This is a genomic window from Rhizobium altiplani (assembly GCF_001542405.1).
In the GTDB taxonomy this organism is placed as follows: Bacteria; Pseudomonadota; Alphaproteobacteria; order Rhizobiales; family Rhizobiaceae; genus Rhizobium; species Rhizobium altiplani.
On the sequence record NZ_LNCD01000124.1, the window covers coordinates 16,830 to 35,847 of the forward strand.

General features: G+C 60.4%; 16 protein-coding genes and 2 pseudogenes. 11 read left to right on the plus strand and 7 right to left on the minus strand.

Annotated features, from left to right (window positions below):
* The first annotated feature begins 299 nt into the window (after nucleotides 1-299).
* The 4 genes from AS026_RS30395 to AS026_RS30410 all read left to right on the plus strand — a co-directional run bounded on the left by AS026_RS30395 (nucleotide 300) and on the right by AS026_RS30410 (nucleotide 3,973).
* Complete coding sequence (locus tag AS026_RS30395; protein WP_025658824.1) at nucleotides 300-614, plus strand: hypothetical protein; 315 nt, start codon at nucleotides 300-302, stop codon at nucleotides 612-614.
* A gap of 46 nt (nucleotides 615-660) precedes the next feature.
* The gene (locus AS026_RS30400) at nucleotides 661-2,097 is read left to right on the plus strand and encodes a DUF3300 domain-containing protein (RefSeq protein WP_062374490.1); all 1,437 of its coding nucleotides are present in this window, start codon (nucleotides 661-663) and stop codon (nucleotides 2,095-2,097) included.
* A gap of 34 nt (nucleotides 2,098-2,131) precedes the next feature.
* Nucleotides 2,132-3,067, plus strand: a complete 936-nt coding sequence (locus AS026_RS30405) for a DUF2950 family protein (RefSeq protein WP_062374290.1) — start codon at nucleotides 2,132-2,134, stop codon at nucleotides 3,065-3,067.
* Between the two features lie 327 nt (nucleotides 3,068-3,394).
* The gene (locus tag AS026_RS30410) at nucleotides 3,395-3,973 is read left to right on the plus strand and encodes a DUF2971 domain-containing protein (RefSeq protein ID WP_062374294.1); all 579 of its coding nucleotides are present in this window, start codon (nucleotides 3,395-3,397) and stop codon (nucleotides 3,971-3,973) included.
* Between the two features lie 59 nt (nucleotides 3,974-4,032).
* Here the strand turns inward: AS026_RS30410 and AS026_RS30415 are convergent, their stop codons facing one another.
* The 3 genes from AS026_RS30415 to AS026_RS30430 form a co-directional block, all read right to left on the minus strand.
* Nucleotides 4,033-5,982: an adenylate/guanylate cyclase domain-containing protein gene (locus AS026_RS30415; protein ID WP_062374297.1), complete on the minus strand. Its 1,950-nt coding sequence runs from the start codon at nucleotides 5,980-5,982 to the stop codon at nucleotides 4,033-4,035.
* A gap of 2 nt (nucleotides 5,983-5,984) precedes the next feature.
* Nucleotides 5,985-6,656, minus strand: coding sequence for a VIT1/CCC1 transporter family protein (locus AS026_RS30420; RefSeq protein ID WP_062374300.1), 672 nt, complete (start codon nucleotides 6,654-6,656; stop codon nucleotides 5,985-5,987).
* 513 nt (nucleotides 6,657-7,169) lie between these two features.
* Entirely contained in the window at nucleotides 7,170-7,634 is a 465-nt protein-coding gene (locus AS026_RS30430; RefSeq protein ID WP_025658830.1) for a hypothetical protein, read from the minus strand.
* A gap of 332 nt (nucleotides 7,635-7,966) precedes the next feature.
* On the opposite strand from AS026_RS30430, the gene AS026_RS30435 reads away from it, so the two are divergent.
* The 5 genes from AS026_RS30435 (at nucleotide 7,967) to AS026_RS30455 (ending at nucleotide 11,038) form a co-directional block, all read left to right on the plus strand.
* The gene (locus tag AS026_RS30435) at nucleotides 7,967-8,164 is read left to right on the plus strand and encodes a hypothetical protein (protein ID WP_018856458.1); all 198 of its coding nucleotides are present in this window, start codon (nucleotides 7,967-7,969) and stop codon (nucleotides 8,162-8,164) included.
* Between the two features lie 63 nt (nucleotides 8,165-8,227).
* Nucleotides 8,228-8,872, plus strand: coding sequence for an alpha/beta hydrolase family protein (locus AS026_RS30440; RefSeq protein WP_025658831.1), 645 nt, complete (start codon nucleotides 8,228-8,230; stop codon nucleotides 8,870-8,872).
* A gap of 112 nt (nucleotides 8,873-8,984) precedes the next feature.
* Entirely contained in the window at nucleotides 8,985-9,947 is a 963-nt protein-coding gene (locus AS026_RS30445; RefSeq protein WP_025658832.1) for an ABC transporter substrate-binding protein, read from the plus strand.
* Nucleotides 9,944-10,642, plus strand: a complete 699-nt coding sequence (locus AS026_RS30450; protein WP_025658833.1) for a L,D-transpeptidase — start codon at nucleotides 9,944-9,946, stop codon at nucleotides 10,640-10,642. Before AS026_RS30445 ends, AS026_RS30450 begins: the two co-directional genes overlap by 4 nt.
* A 111-nt stretch (nucleotides 10,643-10,753) precedes the next feature.
* Nucleotides 10,754-11,038, plus strand: a complete 285-nt coding sequence (locus AS026_RS30455; protein WP_082728634.1) for a hypothetical protein — start codon at nucleotides 10,754-10,756, stop codon at nucleotides 11,036-11,038.
* 38 nt (nucleotides 11,039-11,076) lie between these two features.
* On the opposite strand, the gene AS026_RS30460 is transcribed toward AS026_RS30455, so the two are convergent.
* The 4 genes and pseudogenes from AS026_RS30460 to AS026_RS30475 all read right to left on the minus strand — a co-directional run bounded on the left by AS026_RS30460 (nucleotide 11,077) and on the right by AS026_RS30475 (nucleotide 16,558).
* The gene (locus AS026_RS30460; RefSeq protein WP_025658834.1) at nucleotides 11,077-13,320 is read right to left on the minus strand and encodes a glycoside hydrolase family 2 protein; all 2,244 of its coding nucleotides are present in this window, start codon (nucleotides 13,318-13,320) and stop codon (nucleotides 11,077-11,079) included.
* A 142-nt stretch (nucleotides 13,321-13,462) separates the two neighbouring features.
* Nucleotides 13,463-14,366 (minus strand): annotated as a pseudogene (locus AS026_RS30465) (SMP-30/gluconolactonase/LRE family protein).
* A 99-nt stretch (nucleotides 14,367-14,465) separates the two neighbouring features.
* Nucleotides 14,466-15,287: an SDR family oxidoreductase gene (locus AS026_RS30470; protein WP_062374302.1), complete on the minus strand. Its 822-nt coding sequence runs from the start codon at nucleotides 15,285-15,287 to the stop codon at nucleotides 14,466-14,468.
* Between the two features lie 84 nt (nucleotides 15,288-15,371).
* A pseudogene (locus tag AS026_RS30475) lies at nucleotides 15,372-16,558 on the minus strand (phytanoyl-CoA dioxygenase family protein).
* A 94-nt stretch (nucleotides 16,559-16,652) separates the two neighbouring features.
* Here AS026_RS30475 and AS026_RS30480 point away from each other — a divergent pair.
* Nucleotides 16,653-17,675 (plus strand): LacI family DNA-binding transcriptional regulator, encoded by a 1,023-nt coding sequence (locus tag AS026_RS30480; protein ID WP_062374304.1) that lies wholly within the window; start codon nucleotides 16,653-16,655, stop codon nucleotides 17,673-17,675.
* A 62-nt stretch (nucleotides 17,676-17,737) separates the two neighbouring features.
* Nucleotides 17,738-18,955, plus strand: a complete 1,218-nt coding sequence (locus AS026_RS30485; RefSeq protein ID WP_025658839.1) for an adenylate/guanylate cyclase domain-containing protein — start codon at nucleotides 17,738-17,740, stop codon at nucleotides 18,953-18,955.
* The last annotated feature ends 63 nt before the right edge of the window (nucleotides 18,956-19,018 follow it).

Here is a 19,018-nt window from a genome sequence, read left to right on the forward strand (position 1 = left end):
GTCTGGCCGCCCCTTCGGCTTGGTCTGGCCGCCCGTTCGCTTGCTGTCGACCTGCGGATACTAGACCCACTTTGGCGCAAAGACCCGTAGCATCACGTATCCTCTATTGGTCCGACGAAAGGTGCAGCTGCTGAAGATGATCTTGGATGGTCGCCGTAGCAGATCGATGGAGGATGGCAGGAGCGACCGACGCATAAGGGGAAACTCCGCCGAACGTAGGATCGCGTAAGTTACGCCGCCATTCCGGGCTGACGCTATATGATGCAACTCTGCTTAACGCATTTGACAGCGGGGCGGGGATGGTTTCGGGAGATAGCAATTCTACACCTTTGTCGGTTCTCGAAAGGGCCGAGGCGCACTTTCCTGGCCAGGCGCAGCTGGTGCAGCGGCTCTTTTACGGGAGCGACGCGTTTCACAGCATGTGCGAGGATCTGGCAATCGCGGTGGAAACCTTGGCACATATCGAGCGCCTTCCCGAAAGCGTGCGCGAAGCGCGGCGGCAAGAATATGCCGCACTGGTTGAAGCCCTTTTGAAGGAAATGGGTGAGGCGCTCGCACAATCGAAAATCGTGATGCTTAGGCGGCCTTCGGACACCAGACCAAAATCTCCGTGAGGCACTTACACAAAATTTGTTTTGATTCAGAGGAGGTCGTTGCGTGGTGAAAGCAAGATATTTGAGATTGCTTGCGGGGCTTTCTGCGCTGGCAATCATTTCGATGCATCCCGGCCCGCCAGCGTATTCACAGACCGCGACCCCCACACAGAAACCCGCCTCGACAGAGACGACAGCGCCGGAGGTCGCTCTGCTTTCCGAGAATGAGCTTGAAGTGCTTGTGGCACGCATCGCCCTCTATCCGGACGAGCTCGTGGCGGCGATCTCGGCGGCTTCACTGTTTCCGGTGCAGGTCATCGAGGCTCAGCGTTTCCTGGAGGCCAAGAAGAAAGACGCCGATCTCAAGCCGAAGGATGATTGGGATGGAAGTGTCATCTCGCTCCTCAACTATCCGGATATCGTCAAGATGATGAGCGACGATCTCGATTGGACTCAATCGCTGGGTGACGCGCTTACAAACCAGCAAAAGGATGTACTGATCGCCATTCAGCAGCTTCGCGACGAAGCGGTGGCGAAGAACGTCATCAAGACCGACGACAAGATCACGGTCGTGACTGAGAACGAGAACGTCGTCATACGACCGACCAATCCCGAGAAGGTCTATATCCCGCAATATCCACCCGAAATGCTCTATGAGCCAGGCTATACGGCCGCTCCGATCTCCTACTATCCCAATTCTTACGACAGCTACTATTATCCGGGTGCCGGGTTCTTTGCCGCCGCGGTGACGGGCGTCGCCTGGGCTGCCATCGTCAATTGGGACGATTGGGGCGTTTGGGGCGGCAATTGGGGCGGCGATGTCGATATCGACTGCAACAACTGCTTTAACGACCGAAATTTCAACGGCAAGGTCAAATGGAACGACGTCGACTGGACCAAGGTCGATCGCAGCAAGCTGAATATCGACAGGGATCAGCTCGCCAACATCGATCGTTCGGCGATCAAATCCAGCCTGCAGTCCGACAACCGCAACCAGCTCAAGAACAAGGTCAGCGACCGGCAGGCGAACCGCGGACAAGGAGCCAGAAATGTCAGCACACGTGCTGACGATATTCGAAAGAGCACTGCGGAGGGCCTGAGGGCAAATCCGAGGGCAGGCGATGCTGTCGCCAACCGGCCGGGTGGGGCGCGTCCGGATGCCCGCCCGGGCGATCTGGGCAATCGCGTGGATGCCCGTCCAGGAAATGCCGCCAATCGACCGGGCAATGCTGCCAACCGTCCATCAAAGCCGGCAGTCAAGAAGCCAAGCGCACCGAAGATGGCGGCGCGGCCCGACAACCGTTCGCGCCAACCGAGCGCCCTCGGCAACGTGCAGTCCGGCCGGCGTGAAGCGGTGGCTTCCCAGCGAGGCGGACAGAGCATGGGAGGCGGGCAACGGGGTGGTCCACGTCCCTCCGCTCAGCGCTCGCGCCCGATACCACACGGCGGCGGCCGTGGCGGCGGGGGGCGTGGAGGTGGCGGTCGCGGCGGCGGTCGGCGATAGGGTGTCCAGCTATTCAGATTTCCGGAGATAAACCATGAGACCACAGTTTAAGTTGATTCCGCTGTTGCTCGGAACGGCTCTCTCCCTGGCGTGGGCTGCCCCGTCGATGTCGCAGATTCAGACGAATCTTCAGGAATTCGTGGCCGGTACGCCGCCGTCATTCGATGACCCATCGGCGGCGCTTGAGCGGTTCAAGACGGTGTTGAGCGCCAATGATATCGATGGCCTCGCGAGCCTTCTCGGTCTGGACGCGGCCAAACTGCGATCCAGCAAGGAGGCGATGCTAAGCTATGAAATGATCCGCGAGGGCGCTTTGCGCCAACTGCAATTGCAGGACCTCCATGATCGCAAGGTGGTTCTGATTGGCGACGTCATGTGGCCGCTGCCCTTTCCTCTGTCGAAGAACAAGGACGGCAAATGGGCATTCGATACCGAGGTCGGTTTGCAGGAGATCGTCAACCGCCGTGTCGGTCAGAGCGAACTGGCGACAATCCAGACGATGCATGACTATGTGAACGCCCAATACGCGTACGCGCAAATCGACGAGGACGAGGACGGACTTTTCGAATTTGCGCAGAAGCTGATCAGCACCCCGGGACAACGCGACGGCCTCTACTGGGAGCCCGGTGCCTTTGATGAAGAAAGCCCGGCGGGGCCCCTGATCGAAACGGCCGCCTTCAGTAAGGCGAAGCGCGGCGAAGGCTACTATGGCTACCGCTATCGCATCCTGACGGCCCAGGGCCCCAACGTGATCGGTGGAAAGCAGAGCTATATCGTCAATGGCAACATGACGGGCGGTTTTGCGTTGATCGCCTGGCCGGTCAAGTATCACGTGACCGGGGCTCAGACCTTCGTCGTCAACGGTTCCAACATCGTCTACCAGCGAGATCTGGGGCCCGAGACCGAGCAGCGCGCCGCGGCGATCAAGGAGTTCAACCCCGACGACAAGTGGACGGTCGTGCGCGACTGAGGTGTGGTTCCGGCAGAACGCTTCAATTTAGCCCTGAAAGGCTCCAGCGTGGTTTCGCCTCAACGGAGCTCGACTGATGCCAAATATGATTAACGATCACCTTTCGCTTCTGTCGACGTCAGCCGGCAGGGCGAGCGCGACACTGCGGCCGCGCCTTTTCCACTACACGACACTTCAAGGGTTTCTCGGTATTGTCAGTTCGAAAGTGATATGCGCGACAAACATCCACTATCTGAATGATTCAGAGGGAGTTCGTATATGGGCTGGGCTACCTGAAGGCGGAAGCAGAAGCGTGCGAAGGCCGCATCGTCAAGACAGCAGGCCATATTGCTTCGGGTAGCCTCTCTCATCGATTTCTTCCAGCAGGGATATGTCTACACGGCGTCCTTTGCGGAGGACGACGATCTCCTGAGCCAATGGAGGGGCTATGGTGCGGGTGGAGGAGTATGCTTGGGATTTGTCGTCAGCGACCTGCAAAGGGTTGCCGAAAGGGCGGGCTTCCGCCTTGTCAAGTGTATCTATGAGCAAAGCCAGAAAACGCCCTTGGACGATGAACGGGTCGAAGAGTTCGCAAACCAGATTGTCACTCGTTACCAGCAGCTAGCCTGTGCCTTCAAGGATCCGTCCTTTCGTGAGGAGTGCGAATGGCGCATCATTTCGAAGTTCGTACCACGTGACCATCAGTCCGTGAGAGTCCGTGGGACGGCGACGATGCTGGTGCCGTATTTTGAAGTCGACCTTGATCTGGGCAACGATCGTGAGGGCCGCACAAACCTCGGGTTTGAGACGGTGATCGCGGTACCCAGCCTGCAGAAAGAGCGAATACTCCAGGCAGCTTCGATCGCCACGAGGCACCTGAGCGTAGAAGCCTCAAGGCCATCCGATATCCCCTACCGATCGCTATAGCCGCGCTCTCTGGCAGGGGCCAAGAGCCTTCCTGCAATGGACGGATTGTTCGAGCGATACTAGCCCCGAAGCTCGTAAAGCTCGGTCTGCCCCGTTCGGCCCCTGACGCTGACAGTGCCGATAGGCAGGAAACTGAAATTCTCCGCAACTGCGTTGCGGACCGCGCTGCTGACTAGGATCGAGGTTCCATAGTCGCGGTTCAGGCCCTCCAGTCGCGAGGCGATGTTTACAGTGTCTCCGATTGCGGTGTATTGCCGGCGGGTTTCCGCGCCGACGCTGCCGACGACGGCCGGTCCGGTGTGCAGGCCGAAGCGGGTGACGAGTTCGGGGCGACCGGCGGCGCGATTGGAAGCATTCATCTCGTCGATCGCCGCTTTCATCGACAAGGCACAACGGCAGGCGTTTTCGATATGCCGCTCGTCATGAACCGGTGCGTTCCACATCGCCAAAACGGAGTCGCCGATATATTGCACTATGGTACCGCCGTGGCGCTCGACAATCATATTGAGGATTTCGAAATAGGTGGAAAGCAGGGCGACGACCTCTTCGGGCGAGCGCCGTTCGGAGATGGTGGTAAACTCTCTGATGTCGGTGAAGAGGACAGTGATCTCCTGCCTGGAGGCGGAGCCGATCGCTGATTGGCCTGTCATGACAATCCTGCGGACCAGTTCACGCGGCACGTAGAGCGAGAACATCCGGATGGTATCACGGGCGGAACCGAGCGCTTTGCCGAGCGCGTTCACCTCGGATATCCAGGAGCGCGAGACGCGGCTCTGTTTGAATTCCAGATTGCCCAGTTGCCTCGCCTCGTCGGCCAACGCATAGAGCGAGCGGCTGATCAACCGGGAGATGATGATCGCGGCGATCGCGCCCGCCGACAGGAAGGCGGCTGCGGCAGCCAGATTGCGCCTCAGGGTCCGCTCGACAGGACCGACCAGGTCGTCAAGCGGTGCTGCGATGACGACCGTGTAGTTTTTCAGCATGCCGGCAATTTCCGCACGAAAGCTTTGGGCCAGATACTCGCGGCCATTCACCAGAAAGCGGAAGACATCGCCATCCGGCCGGCTGCGGTCCTGTGCCAGATTCGCGACGGCCGGGATGGCTGGGTCTGTCGCTGCCACGTCTGCAACAGACATCAGCCTCCCGCGACGCATCTGATCGCGCAGTTTCGTCATGATCACGGGGTCGGAGTGAACGATCAGGCGGCCGGTGCTGTCGAATACGTAGCCATGCGCCTCTTCCGAGATCGTCCCGGTATCGACAACCTCTCCCAAGGTCACAAGCATCACATCGGCGCCGATAACGACCTGGTCCTTCCCGGCTACGGGCGTAGCGAACGTCAGGGTGAGGTAGTTGGTCGCAGCGGAAATATAGGGGCCGACCGATGTCGTCCGGCCCTCCGAGACCGCGGCCTTGTACCAGGGCCGGGACCGCGGGTCGAAGACATCGTCGCCGTCTGCGCGCCGAGCGAGAGGTCGAATGTCCTGGTCGAAGAACGTCCAGGTCGTCACTGGAATACCGATGACCTTCGTGATCGCACGAACGGCGAATGCGGCGTCGGCCGGAGCATTCAAGGCGTCGCGCCACGCCGGATTTGTCGCAAGGTTGGTGGCCTGAATGTACGTCCCGTCAGCAAAGCCGACATAGACCCCGTCTATGTGGAAGGACGACTTCAGTTCTCGCAGCAGCAGGGCCTGCTTCGCCGGCAGATCCTGGGGTGGCGGCGTGAGCATTTGCGGGACGGCGGCGGCCGTCTCGATCGCGGTGTATCCGCCGTTGAACACATCGCGGTAGTTCTCGATGGTGCGCAAGCCGAGTTGACGCATTTGTGCTTCGCCAGCGGACAGGGCGGTCACCTTGCCTTGGGTATATGCCATCCACACGAGCGGCAGCGCCGTGCAAGCCAGCAGCCCGACAATGATGACGCTGAGGTGCAATCGCAGGGGAAATGCCCAGTCCGATGCACTCCTGGTCCCTGTCGCGGGCGGTGGCGTAGCGCGGTCCACCATCCCTACCCCCCAAGAGCAATCGCAATGCCGACCAGCGCGAGGCCTAGGCACGTCATCGTTATGCCTGCGTTGAGCGGCTTTGCGTCCGAAAAATGCGCCCAGGCACAGCCTGTCAGGAAGAGCAGGGCAATCAGTAGAAAATTGCTGGTTCTCAGCGCAAGGTCCGCACTGCTGATCATGAAGAAGGGGATAACCGCAGGCAGCGATGTCGCCGATACCAGGAGAAAGACGATGAAGGCGGCGAGAAAATCATCTCTCGACAGACGAGTGTTGGCAGGGCTTCCTCGCCGCGCGAGGCCGAGCATGGCCTGGTAGAGTGCCTCTTCATCCGCTGCCGCGGAAACCAGCGGTTCGCCGTCGATCGGAAATTCCTTCCGGAGCGCAGCAATGGCGTCCCGCTCGTTTTGAGCGGCCCTGACCTGCCGAAAGACGCGTCCGCGCCGGCTCTTGTAGAATACCACGCCCAAGACGAACAGCACGGCGTCGATGATGCCCCATGCGACGTTGCAGCCGATGGTCGCGACGATCAGCTCGCGGACGTCAAGGCCCCCTTCGGTGAAGATGAGCCGTGAGCCGACGGTAAATGTCAGCGCCATGATCAGTCCGAAGAGGACTTCGCCGAGGGCATCACCCGGGTCGATTACATCCGCGATCTGTGGCCTGCCGGATGCCATGAAATACCTGCTCCTTCGCGGCTGCTGAATTCCTCATATGGAACGATCCACGACTTCAACGAGGGAGCGCGGACGCAAAACTAATGATGAGGATCCCCGAGATCCGTCGCTGTATTGTCTCCGTGGCAAGCGAGATATTGAGCGCTCTTTTCGAGTCCTACGACCTGGGGGTCGACGCCTTGGAGCGCTCCCTCGGCCAGCTCGACGGATGAGCGGCGCATCCTTGAATCTGAACGGCTTTGCTCGAACCTCGAGGCGGAGGTGGTGGTGTACTGCAATGAGCGATTCGGCCAGGAGATTCGTTCGCAATATGCTTCAATCGCCTTCATCGCCACGGGCTCCGATGCTTTGAGAATACGTCCTGGCGAGTGCTGTGCGCTTCCATGCCGTCTTAGCGCACCGTGGCATCGCGTGCTCCGTTAGCGCGGAGGCCAAGCTCCTCCCCGCATACCCCACAAAGCGCAGGACGTTCGCAAACCCTGTCGGCCGGTATCGCGCGCTTTCCGCTCCGAATTATTCGACGGGCGGCTCCCAGGTCAGGTAGAAGCCGACGTCGCCGGGGATGCCCCCCGGAAAATTGATGATCGCCGCCTTCAGCCCATAGCCCTGGGGCTTGGCCGCCGTCTCGAAGAGATCGTAAAGTTCCCTTGCCTTGCCCTGGAGGGTATTCTGCCAGCCGGGCAGGTTGTTGTTGATGTGTCGACCGCTATCCGAGCAGAGGCTCGACGGGAAGCTGTAGACCATCGCTTCGTATTTTCCGTCCGCGGCGGCTTTCATCACCAGCCGTTTGATGACCGCCCGCTCTGTCTCGCCGATATGCTTCTGGAAAAAATCCTCGACGAATTCTGCATGTTTCGTCGCCTCGCGGGCCTTTATCTTGTCGTCGCGTTCCATCTCCGCAAGCTGAAGTTCGAGGGCACGCTTGCGCAGATCTTCGGCACTGGTCATCGACTGAGGGGTCGTCTCGTTTGCAGTCATCGCCATGTCCTCCGAGTTTTCCAAAGGATAAGATGAGTAAGGGCGTCAAGGCAGTAAAATACACAGGGGATGAGGTAGTATACGGTATATTACGCCGTGGGCCACTGGCTGATCTTGTTCCCAGTGCATGTGCTCGGCAGACAGAGTTGAAACGGCCCCTGGGGGAAGCCACCAAGTGCGGCATGGACGTTTGGTGATCGAAGGGGGCGTCGACCGCATATTAATTAGTAATCTGTAATAAATTCCGCAGTCGCCGTTCAGGAAATGTTGCTGGCGGTCCCTGGAACATTTAGCGCAGTCGCAGGTTGCTTCTGGAAATTAGGAGCGAAGCGATGCTAATTCTTGAAGAAGTTCTCCTCGTTTCTGCCGATCGGGTGGCGTGCTGTCGCGGTCAGCTCGAACTGGATCTCGACCAAATGATCCTGCAACTCGAACGGTCGGGCTTCTCCCGCAAGGAGATCCTGGTCGCCATGAGCGAAATGATCAGCGAAGAATTCTCGGCGCTTCCCGACATGCCGAAATTCCATTGAAACCGGCTATCACCTTGCACGTCCGATATGGTGAGGCTTCGCTCATTGCGCTATGACATCGCGATGAGCGAGACGTTTCTGATCACCGGCCCGGACAATCCCCCAGCCACCATCCTGCTTGCCCACGGTGCCGGCGCACCGATGGACTCGAAGTCCATGACGGCGGCTTCCGAGGCGCTTGTCGGTAAAGGCTTCCGGATCGCGCGCTTCGAGTTCGCCTACATGGCGGCGCGGCGGACGTCGGATGCAAGAAAACCGCCGCCGAAAGCCGAGACCCTCATCCCCGAATACATGGAGGCGGTAAAGGAGGTCGCGAGCAGCGGGCCGCTCATCATCGGCGGCAAATCCATGGGCGGACGAGTGGCCAGCATAATTGCCGACGAGCTATATGACCAAGGCGCGATCTGTGGATTGTTGTGCCTTGGCTATCCTTTTCATCCACCCGGCAAGCCGCAACAGCTGCGCACCGCGCATCTGAGAAACCTGCGTTCACCGACGCTTATCTGCCAGGGGACGCGCGACGAATTCGGTACGCGCGAGGAGGTCGAGACCTATCCGCTTTCCCCCGCAATATCATTGCGTTGGCTCGAGGATGGCGACCACGATCTCGCGCCGCGCAAGAAGATATCCGGCTTCTCCGTCGCCGATCATCTCGCCACGATGGCAGCGAGCGTCAAGGCTTGGGCAGACGAAAACTGCCTTCGCTAGGACCGGGTGCGAACGTCAATTCGACTTGACGCATGCAAATGCTTTATGCATGTTCGCCTGCAAGATGTGACGTGCATTTCTACGATCCTTTCTCGCATGTTTGGGGGCAAGCATGACGAAGTGCGTAGCATGTTCAGGGCTCTTCTCATCCATTCTCGCCGCAGCGCTTGCGATGAGTAGTGCCGCCTTCGCCGCCGATCTCGTGATCGCGATGCCGAACTGGCCTTCCGGGCAGGCGACGGCGAATATTCTCAAGGTCAGCATTGCCAAGGAATTCGGGCTCAATGCCGATGTGCAGGAGCTCGGGACGCTACTTGCGTTCAATGGCATGGAGAAAGGCACGGTGGACATCCAGCCTGAGGTCTGGCAGCCGAACCTCGAAGATGTCATCAAAACCTTTGTCACGGAAAAGGGTGCCGTGGTTCTCGCCAAGCATGGCGTGCCGGCATGGCAGGGCATCTGCGCGACGCCGGCTGCCGCCGAAAAGGGGCTGAAGTCGATCGCGGATCTCAGCGATCCGGAGAAAACAAAGATTCTCGACACTGATGGTGACGGCAAGGGCGAGCTGTGGCTCGGCGCGCCGACCTGGGCTTCGACGGGGATCGAGCGGGTGCGGGCAAACACCTATGGCTACGCCAAGAACCTGACGCTGGTCGAGTCGGAAGAAGAAGTCGCCATGGCGGGGCTGGATATCGCGATCGCAACAAACCAGCCGCTTGTCTTTGCCTGCTACGCGCCGCACTTCATCTTTGACCTGCACAGGATCGTCCGCCTTACCGAGCCGCCGCATGATGCCAGCAAGTGGAAGCTCGTCGGTCCCAGTGATCCGCTCTGGGTCACCAAGTCCTCCGCATCGACGGCCTGGGATACAGCCAACTTCCGCATCGGATACGGCGCCGCTTTCGCCAAGAAACGCCCCGAGATCGCGGCGTTTCTGGAAAAAGTCGATCTGACGCCGGAGGAGGCGACGGCGATGAGCTATGCGCTTGAAGTCGACCGCATACCGCCGCTCGACTACGCGAAAAAATGGGTCGCCGACAACGCAAAGCGCGTGGATGGGTGGGCTAAGCAATGACGGCACGCTGCAAATTTCCGGTGAAGAGGAAAGAGGCAATCCGGCCGCGCAAGCTGACTTTGGCTCTGCTTGCTGCGGCAGCCTGCCTCGGCCCCCTGGCTGCCTGGGCTCAGACACAGATCTATGACTCCAAGACGCACACTTGGGTCGACTACGACAAGAAGAAGGCTCGCCAGTACTACGCGCGCAACAACCAACCGCCTGAAGCATTCCGGATGCAGACCGTGACCTTCAGGACCGCGGAGCCGCCAGGAACGATCATCATCGACGGCAACCAGCATTTCCTCTACCTCACCCAGCCTGGCGGGCAGGCAATCCGCTACGGTATCGGCGTCGGGCGCGAAGGCTTCGGTTGGGCCGGGATCGTGCGTGTGGGCCGGACAGCGGAATGGCCGACCTGGACACCACCGGCCGAAATGGTGGCGCGTGACCCGAACGCGGCCAAGTGGGCAGCCGGGATGCCGGGCGGACCGGAAAATCCATTGGGTGCCCGGGCGCTCTACCTCTACGAAGGCGACCAGGACACCATCTATCGCATCCATGGGACGGCGGAACCTTGGACCATCGGTCTCGACGTTTCCTCCGGCTGCATCCGTATGAACAATAACGACATCGTCGACCTCGCCTCGCGGATCAAGATTGGCGCCAAGGTCATCGTGCTGATGCAGGGGGCGGCGCTCTACAAGGGCGTCTGACAATAGGTCCGGCAAAAGCGCCGGAAATGGAGAAAACAACGCTAGTCGGGGGACAGGATCTTGGGGCAGAGAATCGCGAGGGGAATTTCGATCGGCTGGGCGATAACGGCAATGGCGAGCGCGGCGTTGCTTGGCGCCTGCACGCCGCCGACGCCGCCAGCGCCTGACAGCATGGCCCGCACCACGTTGCAGACCGCACCGGCGGATCTCCAGCTACTCTGCGCCAATTCGGCGGCCGGAATTGCCGGCGCGAACGCCAAGGTACTGCCCACGGCCTCCCGTCAACTGCCCGACGGCACCTTCGGCGTCGATCTCGATGCCGGCGGCAAGAAGTTCTCTTGCATCGTCGACAACAACGGCACAGTCCGGTCAGTGCAGCCGGCGCGGTCCGGCTGACGGCACGCCCCGCGAGGTCGGGCGTACCGCCATTATGCTCAAACGGCGGTCAGTTCGATCTTGACGGCAGGGAGCCGGCTGCAGTTCGCCTGTACGCTGATCGCGCCGGTCAGTCCTGTCGCTTCCAACCAGAAGCCGGCCGTGCCGCCCTGTAGCGGAATCGATGCCGGCCCGACAATCTTCGCCGGTCCGTCGACGTGCAGGGTGACATTGTCATTCATGAAGGGCAGGCGCTGTCCCTGCTGATCGAGCGCGCGGATGATGACGCGGGTCGTGTCGCGCTCCCGGGCCTTTAAGGTCGGGCTGTCGGCAACGACCTGCAGCGTTGTCGGCAGCGGGTCGGCCGCGAGCGTCAACCTGGCAACCGGCTCGCCCGCAATGTAGCCGGTGAATTCGCCATCGATCCATTCAAGCCCCCACGTGCCAAGCTCGTCCGGCGTGAAATGGCGGTGGTCGAGAACGACAGGCGGATGCGGCAGGTGCGGATAGTTCTCGCGGTCCGGGCCGATCCGCTTCGTCACCGCGCCGTATCGCAATTCGACCTCATCGCAGTTGGTCAGGATGATCAACGGCAAAACGCCGCCGATGTTGCGCTCGCCGCGAGCCCAGAAGGTGACGGGCTTCATGACGACCTCTTCGGAAGGATCGCATTGGCTCGCGTAGACATAGGCGGCAAACTTCGGCTCGCGGAACATGTCCATGACGCCGTGGTAGCAGATGCGGTCGCCGGAGCCGAAGTCCTTGTGGGTGTTGTAGTCGAACATGCACCAGCCGATCGCACCCGCGATATCAGGATCGCCATAGGCTGCGTTCAGCACCTCGAGATGTCGGCGGACATGCTCGGCTTGGCGAGCCTCCTGGTCGTAGATCTTGGTGGGATACATGTGGCCACCAAACTCGGTGATCATGTAGGGCACCTTGTACGACAGACCGGTGGATTCCTGCTGTGGACGAAGCGCCGTGCGCGGGCGGTTGTTGCCGGGCAGTTCCTCGTTGCCGAGGATGAAGTCGTTCATCGTGTAGACGTCTTCGAGCAGTTCGCTGTCGGTTATGTAGCGGACGCCGCCGGTCTGCCGCGTACGGTCCAGTTCACGGGCAAGTTGGTTGGTCTCGACATAGAAATCGTGGCTGTCCTGTGATTCGTTGATGCGAACGCCCCAGATGATGATCGAGGGATGGTTCCAGTCGCGCTCAATCATGCGCCGCACGTTGCGGATCGATTCCTGCTGCCATTCGACGTCGCCGATATGCTGCCAGCCTGGGATTTCCTCGAAGACCAGAAGACCAATGCGATCGCACCGATCGAGGAACCACTTCGATTGCGGATAGTGCGACGTGCGGACGATATTGCACTTCAGCACGGATTTCATGATATCGGCGTCGCGTTCCTGGGCCGATCTGCCAGCGGCATAGCCGACATAGGGGAAAGCCTGGTGGCGATTGAGACCGCGTAGCTTCAGCGGCCGGCCATTGAGAAGAAAGCCTTCGATCGTGAACTCGGCGGTGCGGAAGCCGAAGTGCGACGAGACGCGATCGGAACCGTGACTTGTCTTCAGTTCGACGGTGACTTCGTAAAGCGCCGGATTGTCGATATCCCAGAGCGATATACCGGTCAGCTCATTGAAAGAGAGAGTAACATCTTCACCGGTCGTTTCCGCGGAAGCCGTGGCGAGCACGCGCCCATCCTCATCCTTCAGGGATGCGGATACCGAGCCCAGGAAGGTGAGTTGTTGCAGATTGGCAAGATCGACACGCACGCTTGCCGACTTTTCCTCCGCCAACACATTGTGGGTTTCGATCTTCAGGTTGGCGATGGAAACCGGGTCCGTGACCTTCAGCCAGACGTCACGGTAAATGCCGGCATAGGTCAGGTAGTCGATGCGGCCGCCGAAGGGCGGGATTTCAGGGTTTTCGCTGCCGTCGATTTTCACGGTAATCAGATTGTCGCCGACCACCAGGCTGCCGGTGAGGCGCGCCTCGAACGGTGTGTAGCCATCCTTGTGCGCGATGATCTCTTCGCCGTTCAAATAGACGACGGCATCGGCCATGGCGGCGTCGAAGACAAGCGAGACCTCACGGCCCTCGAATTCCGGCATCCAGCGCAGGATCTTTTGGTAGGTGAACGCCCGCTGGTAGCTTGTCTCGTCGAAGTAGTTGAACGGCAGTTCAACGGCCGTGTGTGGCAGGCTGACGGTCGCTGAGCCATCGAAGCTCTCGAGCAGGCGCTGGCCGAAACCCTCGTGGAAACTCCAGCTCTCGTTGAAAGAGACGACGGAACGCATCTCAGGCTCCCATGTAAAAGGCGTTGCGAACAGATTGGCGCTGCTGAAGGGCGCGTGGAAACTCAAGCATCGATGTTCTTTCTGGATTGGAGATGGCTGACTGGTAGTCAGCGCTGACGTCCTAGTGGCGCGCGATGCTATCCTATGGATATTGGGCGCCGTTGGTCGTGGTGTAAATCGAATAGAGCGATTGGGTGGCGGTGATGAACAGTCGGTTCTTCTTTACGCCGCCGAAGGCGATATTCGAGACCGTCTGCGGCACCTTGATCTTGCCGAGGAGCGTGCCGTCGGGCGCGAAGCAGTGAACGCCATCGGCAGCGCTGGTCCAGAGATTGCCGCTGACATCGAAACGGAACCCATCCGGCACGCCGCTGTCTATCGAGCAGAAATACCGGCTGTTCGCGAGCCTTTTGCCGTCCACGATGTCGAAAACGCGGATGTGGCGGGGGACATCATGGTTTCGGGAGCCGGAATCGGCGATGTAGAGCTGCTTCTCATCCGGCGCGAAGGCTAGGCCGTTGGGCTGAATGAAATCCGTGGCAACAGCTTCGATTTCGCCAGTCGATGCGGTAGACGTTGCGGGTTTCCTGTTCGGGCTCGGACTTATGGCCCTCGTAGTCGGACATGATGCCGTAGGTCGGGTCGGTGAACCAGATCGAGCCGTCCGATTTCACGACGACGTCGTTCGGAGAGTTCAGGCGTTTGCCTTTGTAGCTGTCGGCCAGCACCGTGATGCGGCCGTCGAATTCAGTGCGAGTCACGCGGCGGCCGCCGTGCTCGCAGGAAACCAACCGGCCCTGGCGGTCCCGGGTGTTGCCGTTGACGTAATTCGAGGGAGAGCGGAAAACTGAAACGCTACCGTCGGGCACCCAGCGCATCATCCGCTCATTGGGAATATCACTCCAGATCAGGCAATTGAGGTCCGAGAACCAGACGGGACCCTCTGCCCAACGACAGCCGCCATAAAGTTCTTCCAGCCGGGCGCTGCCGGCGATCAAGCCACGGAAACGGTCGTCACGAATGTCATAGAGCGCATCTTCTGACACGGGTCAGCTCCTCCCAAAGCGATGTGACGATCTTCGTAAACGTAAACGGTCATGTGTTCCAGAGCCCGGCGCCGGCAAAAGCGCCGGGCTCTGCATTTTTTAGAGGGCTGTGTCCGGATGCGGCGAGCCGTCATAGGCGCCCCAGATCGACTGGTCGAAGCAGATCACGGACCCAGTCATGAGGCCTGATTCCGGCGCGGAAAGATAGGCGCAGGCACGCGCCACTTCCTCGGGATCGACGAGGCGGCCGAACGGCTGGGCCGCGGCCGCCTTTTCCAGCCAATCAGCCGGTGCGTCGTGATATTCCCGCTGAATGCGGTCCTCGCCCTCGGAGGCCATCCAGCCGATATTGAGGCCGTTGACGCGGATGCGGTTGCGTAGAAGCGCGTAGGCGGTGTTCTTTGTCAGGGTTTCCAGTGCACCTTTCGAGGCGCAATAGGCGGCAATGAAGGGCTGCCCTGCCTTGGCCGACATGGAGCCGATATTGACGATGGTGCCCTCGATTTTTTCGCGCCGCATCACTTTCACTGTCTCCTGCATCAGGAAGAACGGGGCACGGACATTGACGGCGAACATGGCGTCGAAGAGCTCCGGACTGGTGTTCAAAATTGTGCCGCGGTCGGTGATGGCGGCCGCATTCACCAGGGCATCCACGCGACCGAATGTCTCGTCGCAGACTTGAACGACGTTTCTGGCATCCTCGACCTGGCCAAGGTCGGCCTTCACATAAACGACCTTGGCCCCGGTGGCGGCAGCGATCTCATAGGCCTTGGCCTTTCCCTTCTGCTCGTTGCGGCCGCAGATGACAAGGCCCTTGGCGCCGCGCTCGGCAAAGAGGCGGGCGATCGTTGCCCCGAGTCCCTGAGTGCTGCCGGTTACGATGGCGATCTTGCCGTCGAGGCGGCTGTGGTTTGTTGTCATGTACTCCTCCTTTGAATGATGGCCTATATGCCGAAAGCTCCCGGCACCAAGGCGCCGGGAGCTGATTTCGTCAATCCGGATGCGTCAGCTTAGTCGCCGCTCGCTCTGTTGCGCCAGTGCCGAGAGGAACCGCGCGTCATCCCAATCCTCCCGCAGCGCCTCGTGCATCAGCTGCGCTTGCGTCTTCGGCGCGAGGCCACCAAGCGGTGGGTCGCGGTCGAGGTTGGTCGGGAACGAGTAGCCCTCGGCGCAGGCGGCAACGGCATAGCCGATCTCGATTTCGGGCAGCTTGCCCCTCAGGGCCTTCAAAGCCGGGAACAGCTTGGCGCTCATGCGCTCGCGGTTCACGGTCTCCATTGCCCGCCCGAATGCCGAGGAGACCTGCAGCAGATTAGCGACGCGCTTGATGTCGGTCGAGCGGTTCGTACCAGCCGCGTGGAACAGCGCCGGATTGAAGAACACCACGTCGCCCTTTTCGAGCGGCAGCTGGACATGATGCGTCTCGAAATAGTCCTTGAACTCCTGGCGCTTGAGCGCGAGGTAGCCCGGCTCATAGGTCTGGCTGTGCGGCAGGAAGAGGGTTGGACCGCTTTCGAGCGGCATGTCGCAATGAGCGATCGCGCCCTGCAGCGTCAGCACTGGCGAGAGCCGGTGCACATGCGCCGGGAATTGCTCGATCACCTTGGAAGACTGGAAGCCGAGATGGTAGTCGCGGTGCGCGGACTGTGCCGCGCCACCCGGATTGACCCGGTTGACCTGGGCGGTCATTTGATAGGTTGGGCCCAGCCAGGCTTCGCTTGCGATCGCGACGATGGGGTTTGCGTAGTACTCGGCGAAGTTCTCGGGATCGGCGAGGCAGTGCTTTTCCAGCGAGTTCCAGATGCGGTCATTGGCACCCGGCTTTCAAAGTGATCGCCGCCGCCGCTCGCGGTTCGGTGTTGCTCCTCGATGATCTCGCTGAATATTGCGCTGGCGCGGTCGATGACGCCGGGATCCCTGTAGGCGCGCTTGAAAACGACGACGCCCGGGCCGTCGCCAAAGGCTTCGCAGATCTCGGCGAGAACCGCTCTGCGGCCTTCGGGGCTGGCGATCGCTGCAGCGACCTTGGGGCTATCATAAATCAGAATGTTCTTTTCGACGGCGTCGGCCGTCGGATAGTCGGCGAGAGCCGTTGTCTTTTCGGCAAGCTTGCGGAAGTCGCCGAGATCGCAAGCATCCTCGGTCAGCCAGACGCGATCGGCGCGCAATTTCTGAAGGTTGTCGGTTTTCATCAGGTGCTCCTCCCTTTCCGATGAGGGCACTATACGCCGCCGACTGGTGTGTTATAGATCAGGAACCCATCAAAAAACCATCAAGACGGATTGTGTGGCACACCGGTTTCTCGTCAAGGATATCGCCTTCCAGGCCGGGCTGAGCACAGCGACGGTGGATCGCGTTCTCAATGGCAGGAGTGGCGTCAGGCATCAGACGATGATGCGGGTGCAGGCTGCGATCGCAGAGCTGGAAAAGCAGCAGATCGGCGGCGAGGTGAGCGGGCGGAAGCTCGCCATCGATGTCGTGATGGAAACGCCGGACCGCTTCAGCAACGCCGTTCGCGATGCCTTTGAGGCGGAGGTCGCCACCTTTCTGCCGACGGTGTTCCGGTGCCGCTTCCATTTCGCCGAGGTGATGAAGCAGGCAGAGCTGGTGCAGTTGCTCGACCGGATCCGGCTGCGCGGCACGAACGGCATCGTCTTGAAAGCACCGGATGTTCCGGAGGTCACTGCTGCGGTTTCCCGCGCAACGGACGCCGGCATTCCGGTAGTCACTTTGGTGACGGACCTGCCGAATTCCTCCCGCAGTGCTTACGCGGGCGCTGATAATCGAGCGGCCGGTGAGACTGCAGCCTATCTTATTGGCGAGCATTTCGGCGACGCGCCTGGGCGGGTTCTCGTCACGCTCTCCAGCGGTCGATTTCGCGGTGAGGAGGAGCGTGAGATGGGCTTTCGCCGCGTGCTGCGCGAACGCTATCCCCAGATTGGGATGACCGAAATCAGCGAAGGCCACGGAACGGATGCGGCGACGGGCACGCTGGCCGCTCGTGCAATCGCGGCGGATCCGGCGATCAACGCGGTCTATTCCATCGGCGGCGGAAACCAGGCGGTGCTGGCCGCCTTCGAGGCGGCGAAGCGGCCGATCCGCGTGTTCGTCGCGCATGATCTCGATGCGGACAATCGCGCGCTGCTTGCTGACCGCAAGATCGGCTTCGTCTTGCACCACGATCTGCGCACGGATGCCCGCTCGGCCTTTCGCGCCGTCATGGGCCGTTCTGTCAGGGGCGGAATTGCGCCTCCGGCATTGTCGTCGCTGGAGATTGTTACACCTTACAACATGCCTGCTACGGATTGAGGTTTGCCTTTCCCTTAGCGGTAAAATCGCGATAGTGCTTTCGCAGGAGCGAGGGAAACGGCATGGAATACAGCGATATAGGGACAGTTGCGGCGTGGCTGACGGAGCAGGGGCTCAAGGGCGCGTCGGAGGCCGAACTGTTGACCGGCTTCTGCGACGCCTGCCGCGAACGTGGCTTGCCGCTCGATCGCGGCATGGCTCTGATGGACACACTGCATCCCGTACACGAAGGCCGGGCGTTCCGTTGGGACAGCCAAGAGGAGATCGAGACCGAATTCGAGTATGGCTCCACCAGCGAAGGACCGGCATTGGAGAGCTGGCAACGTTCCGCCTTCTACTATCTGTGGGCGGGAGAGGAGAACGAGGTCAGACGGCGCATCGGTTTTGGCGATCCGGCCGACTTCGCCATGCTCGACACGATGCAGGCGCAGGGCCACACCGATTTCGTCGCGATGGTCCACCGGTTTGCCAAGGCCGGCACGATCGGCGAGATGGATTGCTTCTTCTCTCATTTCGCGACCCGCCATCCCGAGGGATTTTCTGATCACGATCTTATCATTCTGCGGAAGCTGGTGCCGGTGTTGGCCCTTGCGATCAAGTGTATCGCGCTGGCGCGTATCGCGAGGACCATCGCGGAGGTTTATCTTGGCGATGACGCCGCGCGGCAGGTATTGGAAGGCAAAATCACCCGAGGCAAGTCGGAGCGGATCTCGGCGGCTCTCTGGTTCTCGGATCTTCTGAACTATACGAAAATATCCGACACCGCGCCGCCGGAAGAAATCCTGCCGATGCTGAACGCCTATAGCGATGTGGTCATTTCCGCGATCCATGAGGCCGGTGGCGATGTGTTGAAGCTGATCGGCGACGGTGTCCTGGCGATCTTCAAGGCGGACGAGCCTGCCGATGCCTGTGCTGCGTCGCTGCAAGCCGAACGATTGCTGCGGCAGAAGCTGAAGGCGTTGAACGATGAGCGCGCGCTGGAAGAACGGCCGACGACCGAGGTCTATATCGGCCTGCACATCGGTGATGTCTTCTATGGCAATATCGGCAGCCGCGAGCGACTGGACTTTACCGTCATCGGCCCCGCCGTCAACGAAGTCAGCCGGATTGCCTCGATGTGCCGATCGGTCGATCTCAACGTGCTGATGTCGTCGGAGTTTGCGGCGACGATCCCGGCGAACGAACGCGGCGCGCTGGCCTGCATCGGCCGTTACGCGCTCCGTGGCGTCAAGCGCGCGCAGGAGCTTTATACGCTCGACACGGCGCGAATCGAGATCTGACGCTTTCTGTCCGTGCGCAGTCAGAAGAAATTTCACGGCGTTGTCGCCTTCTGCCGATAGAGG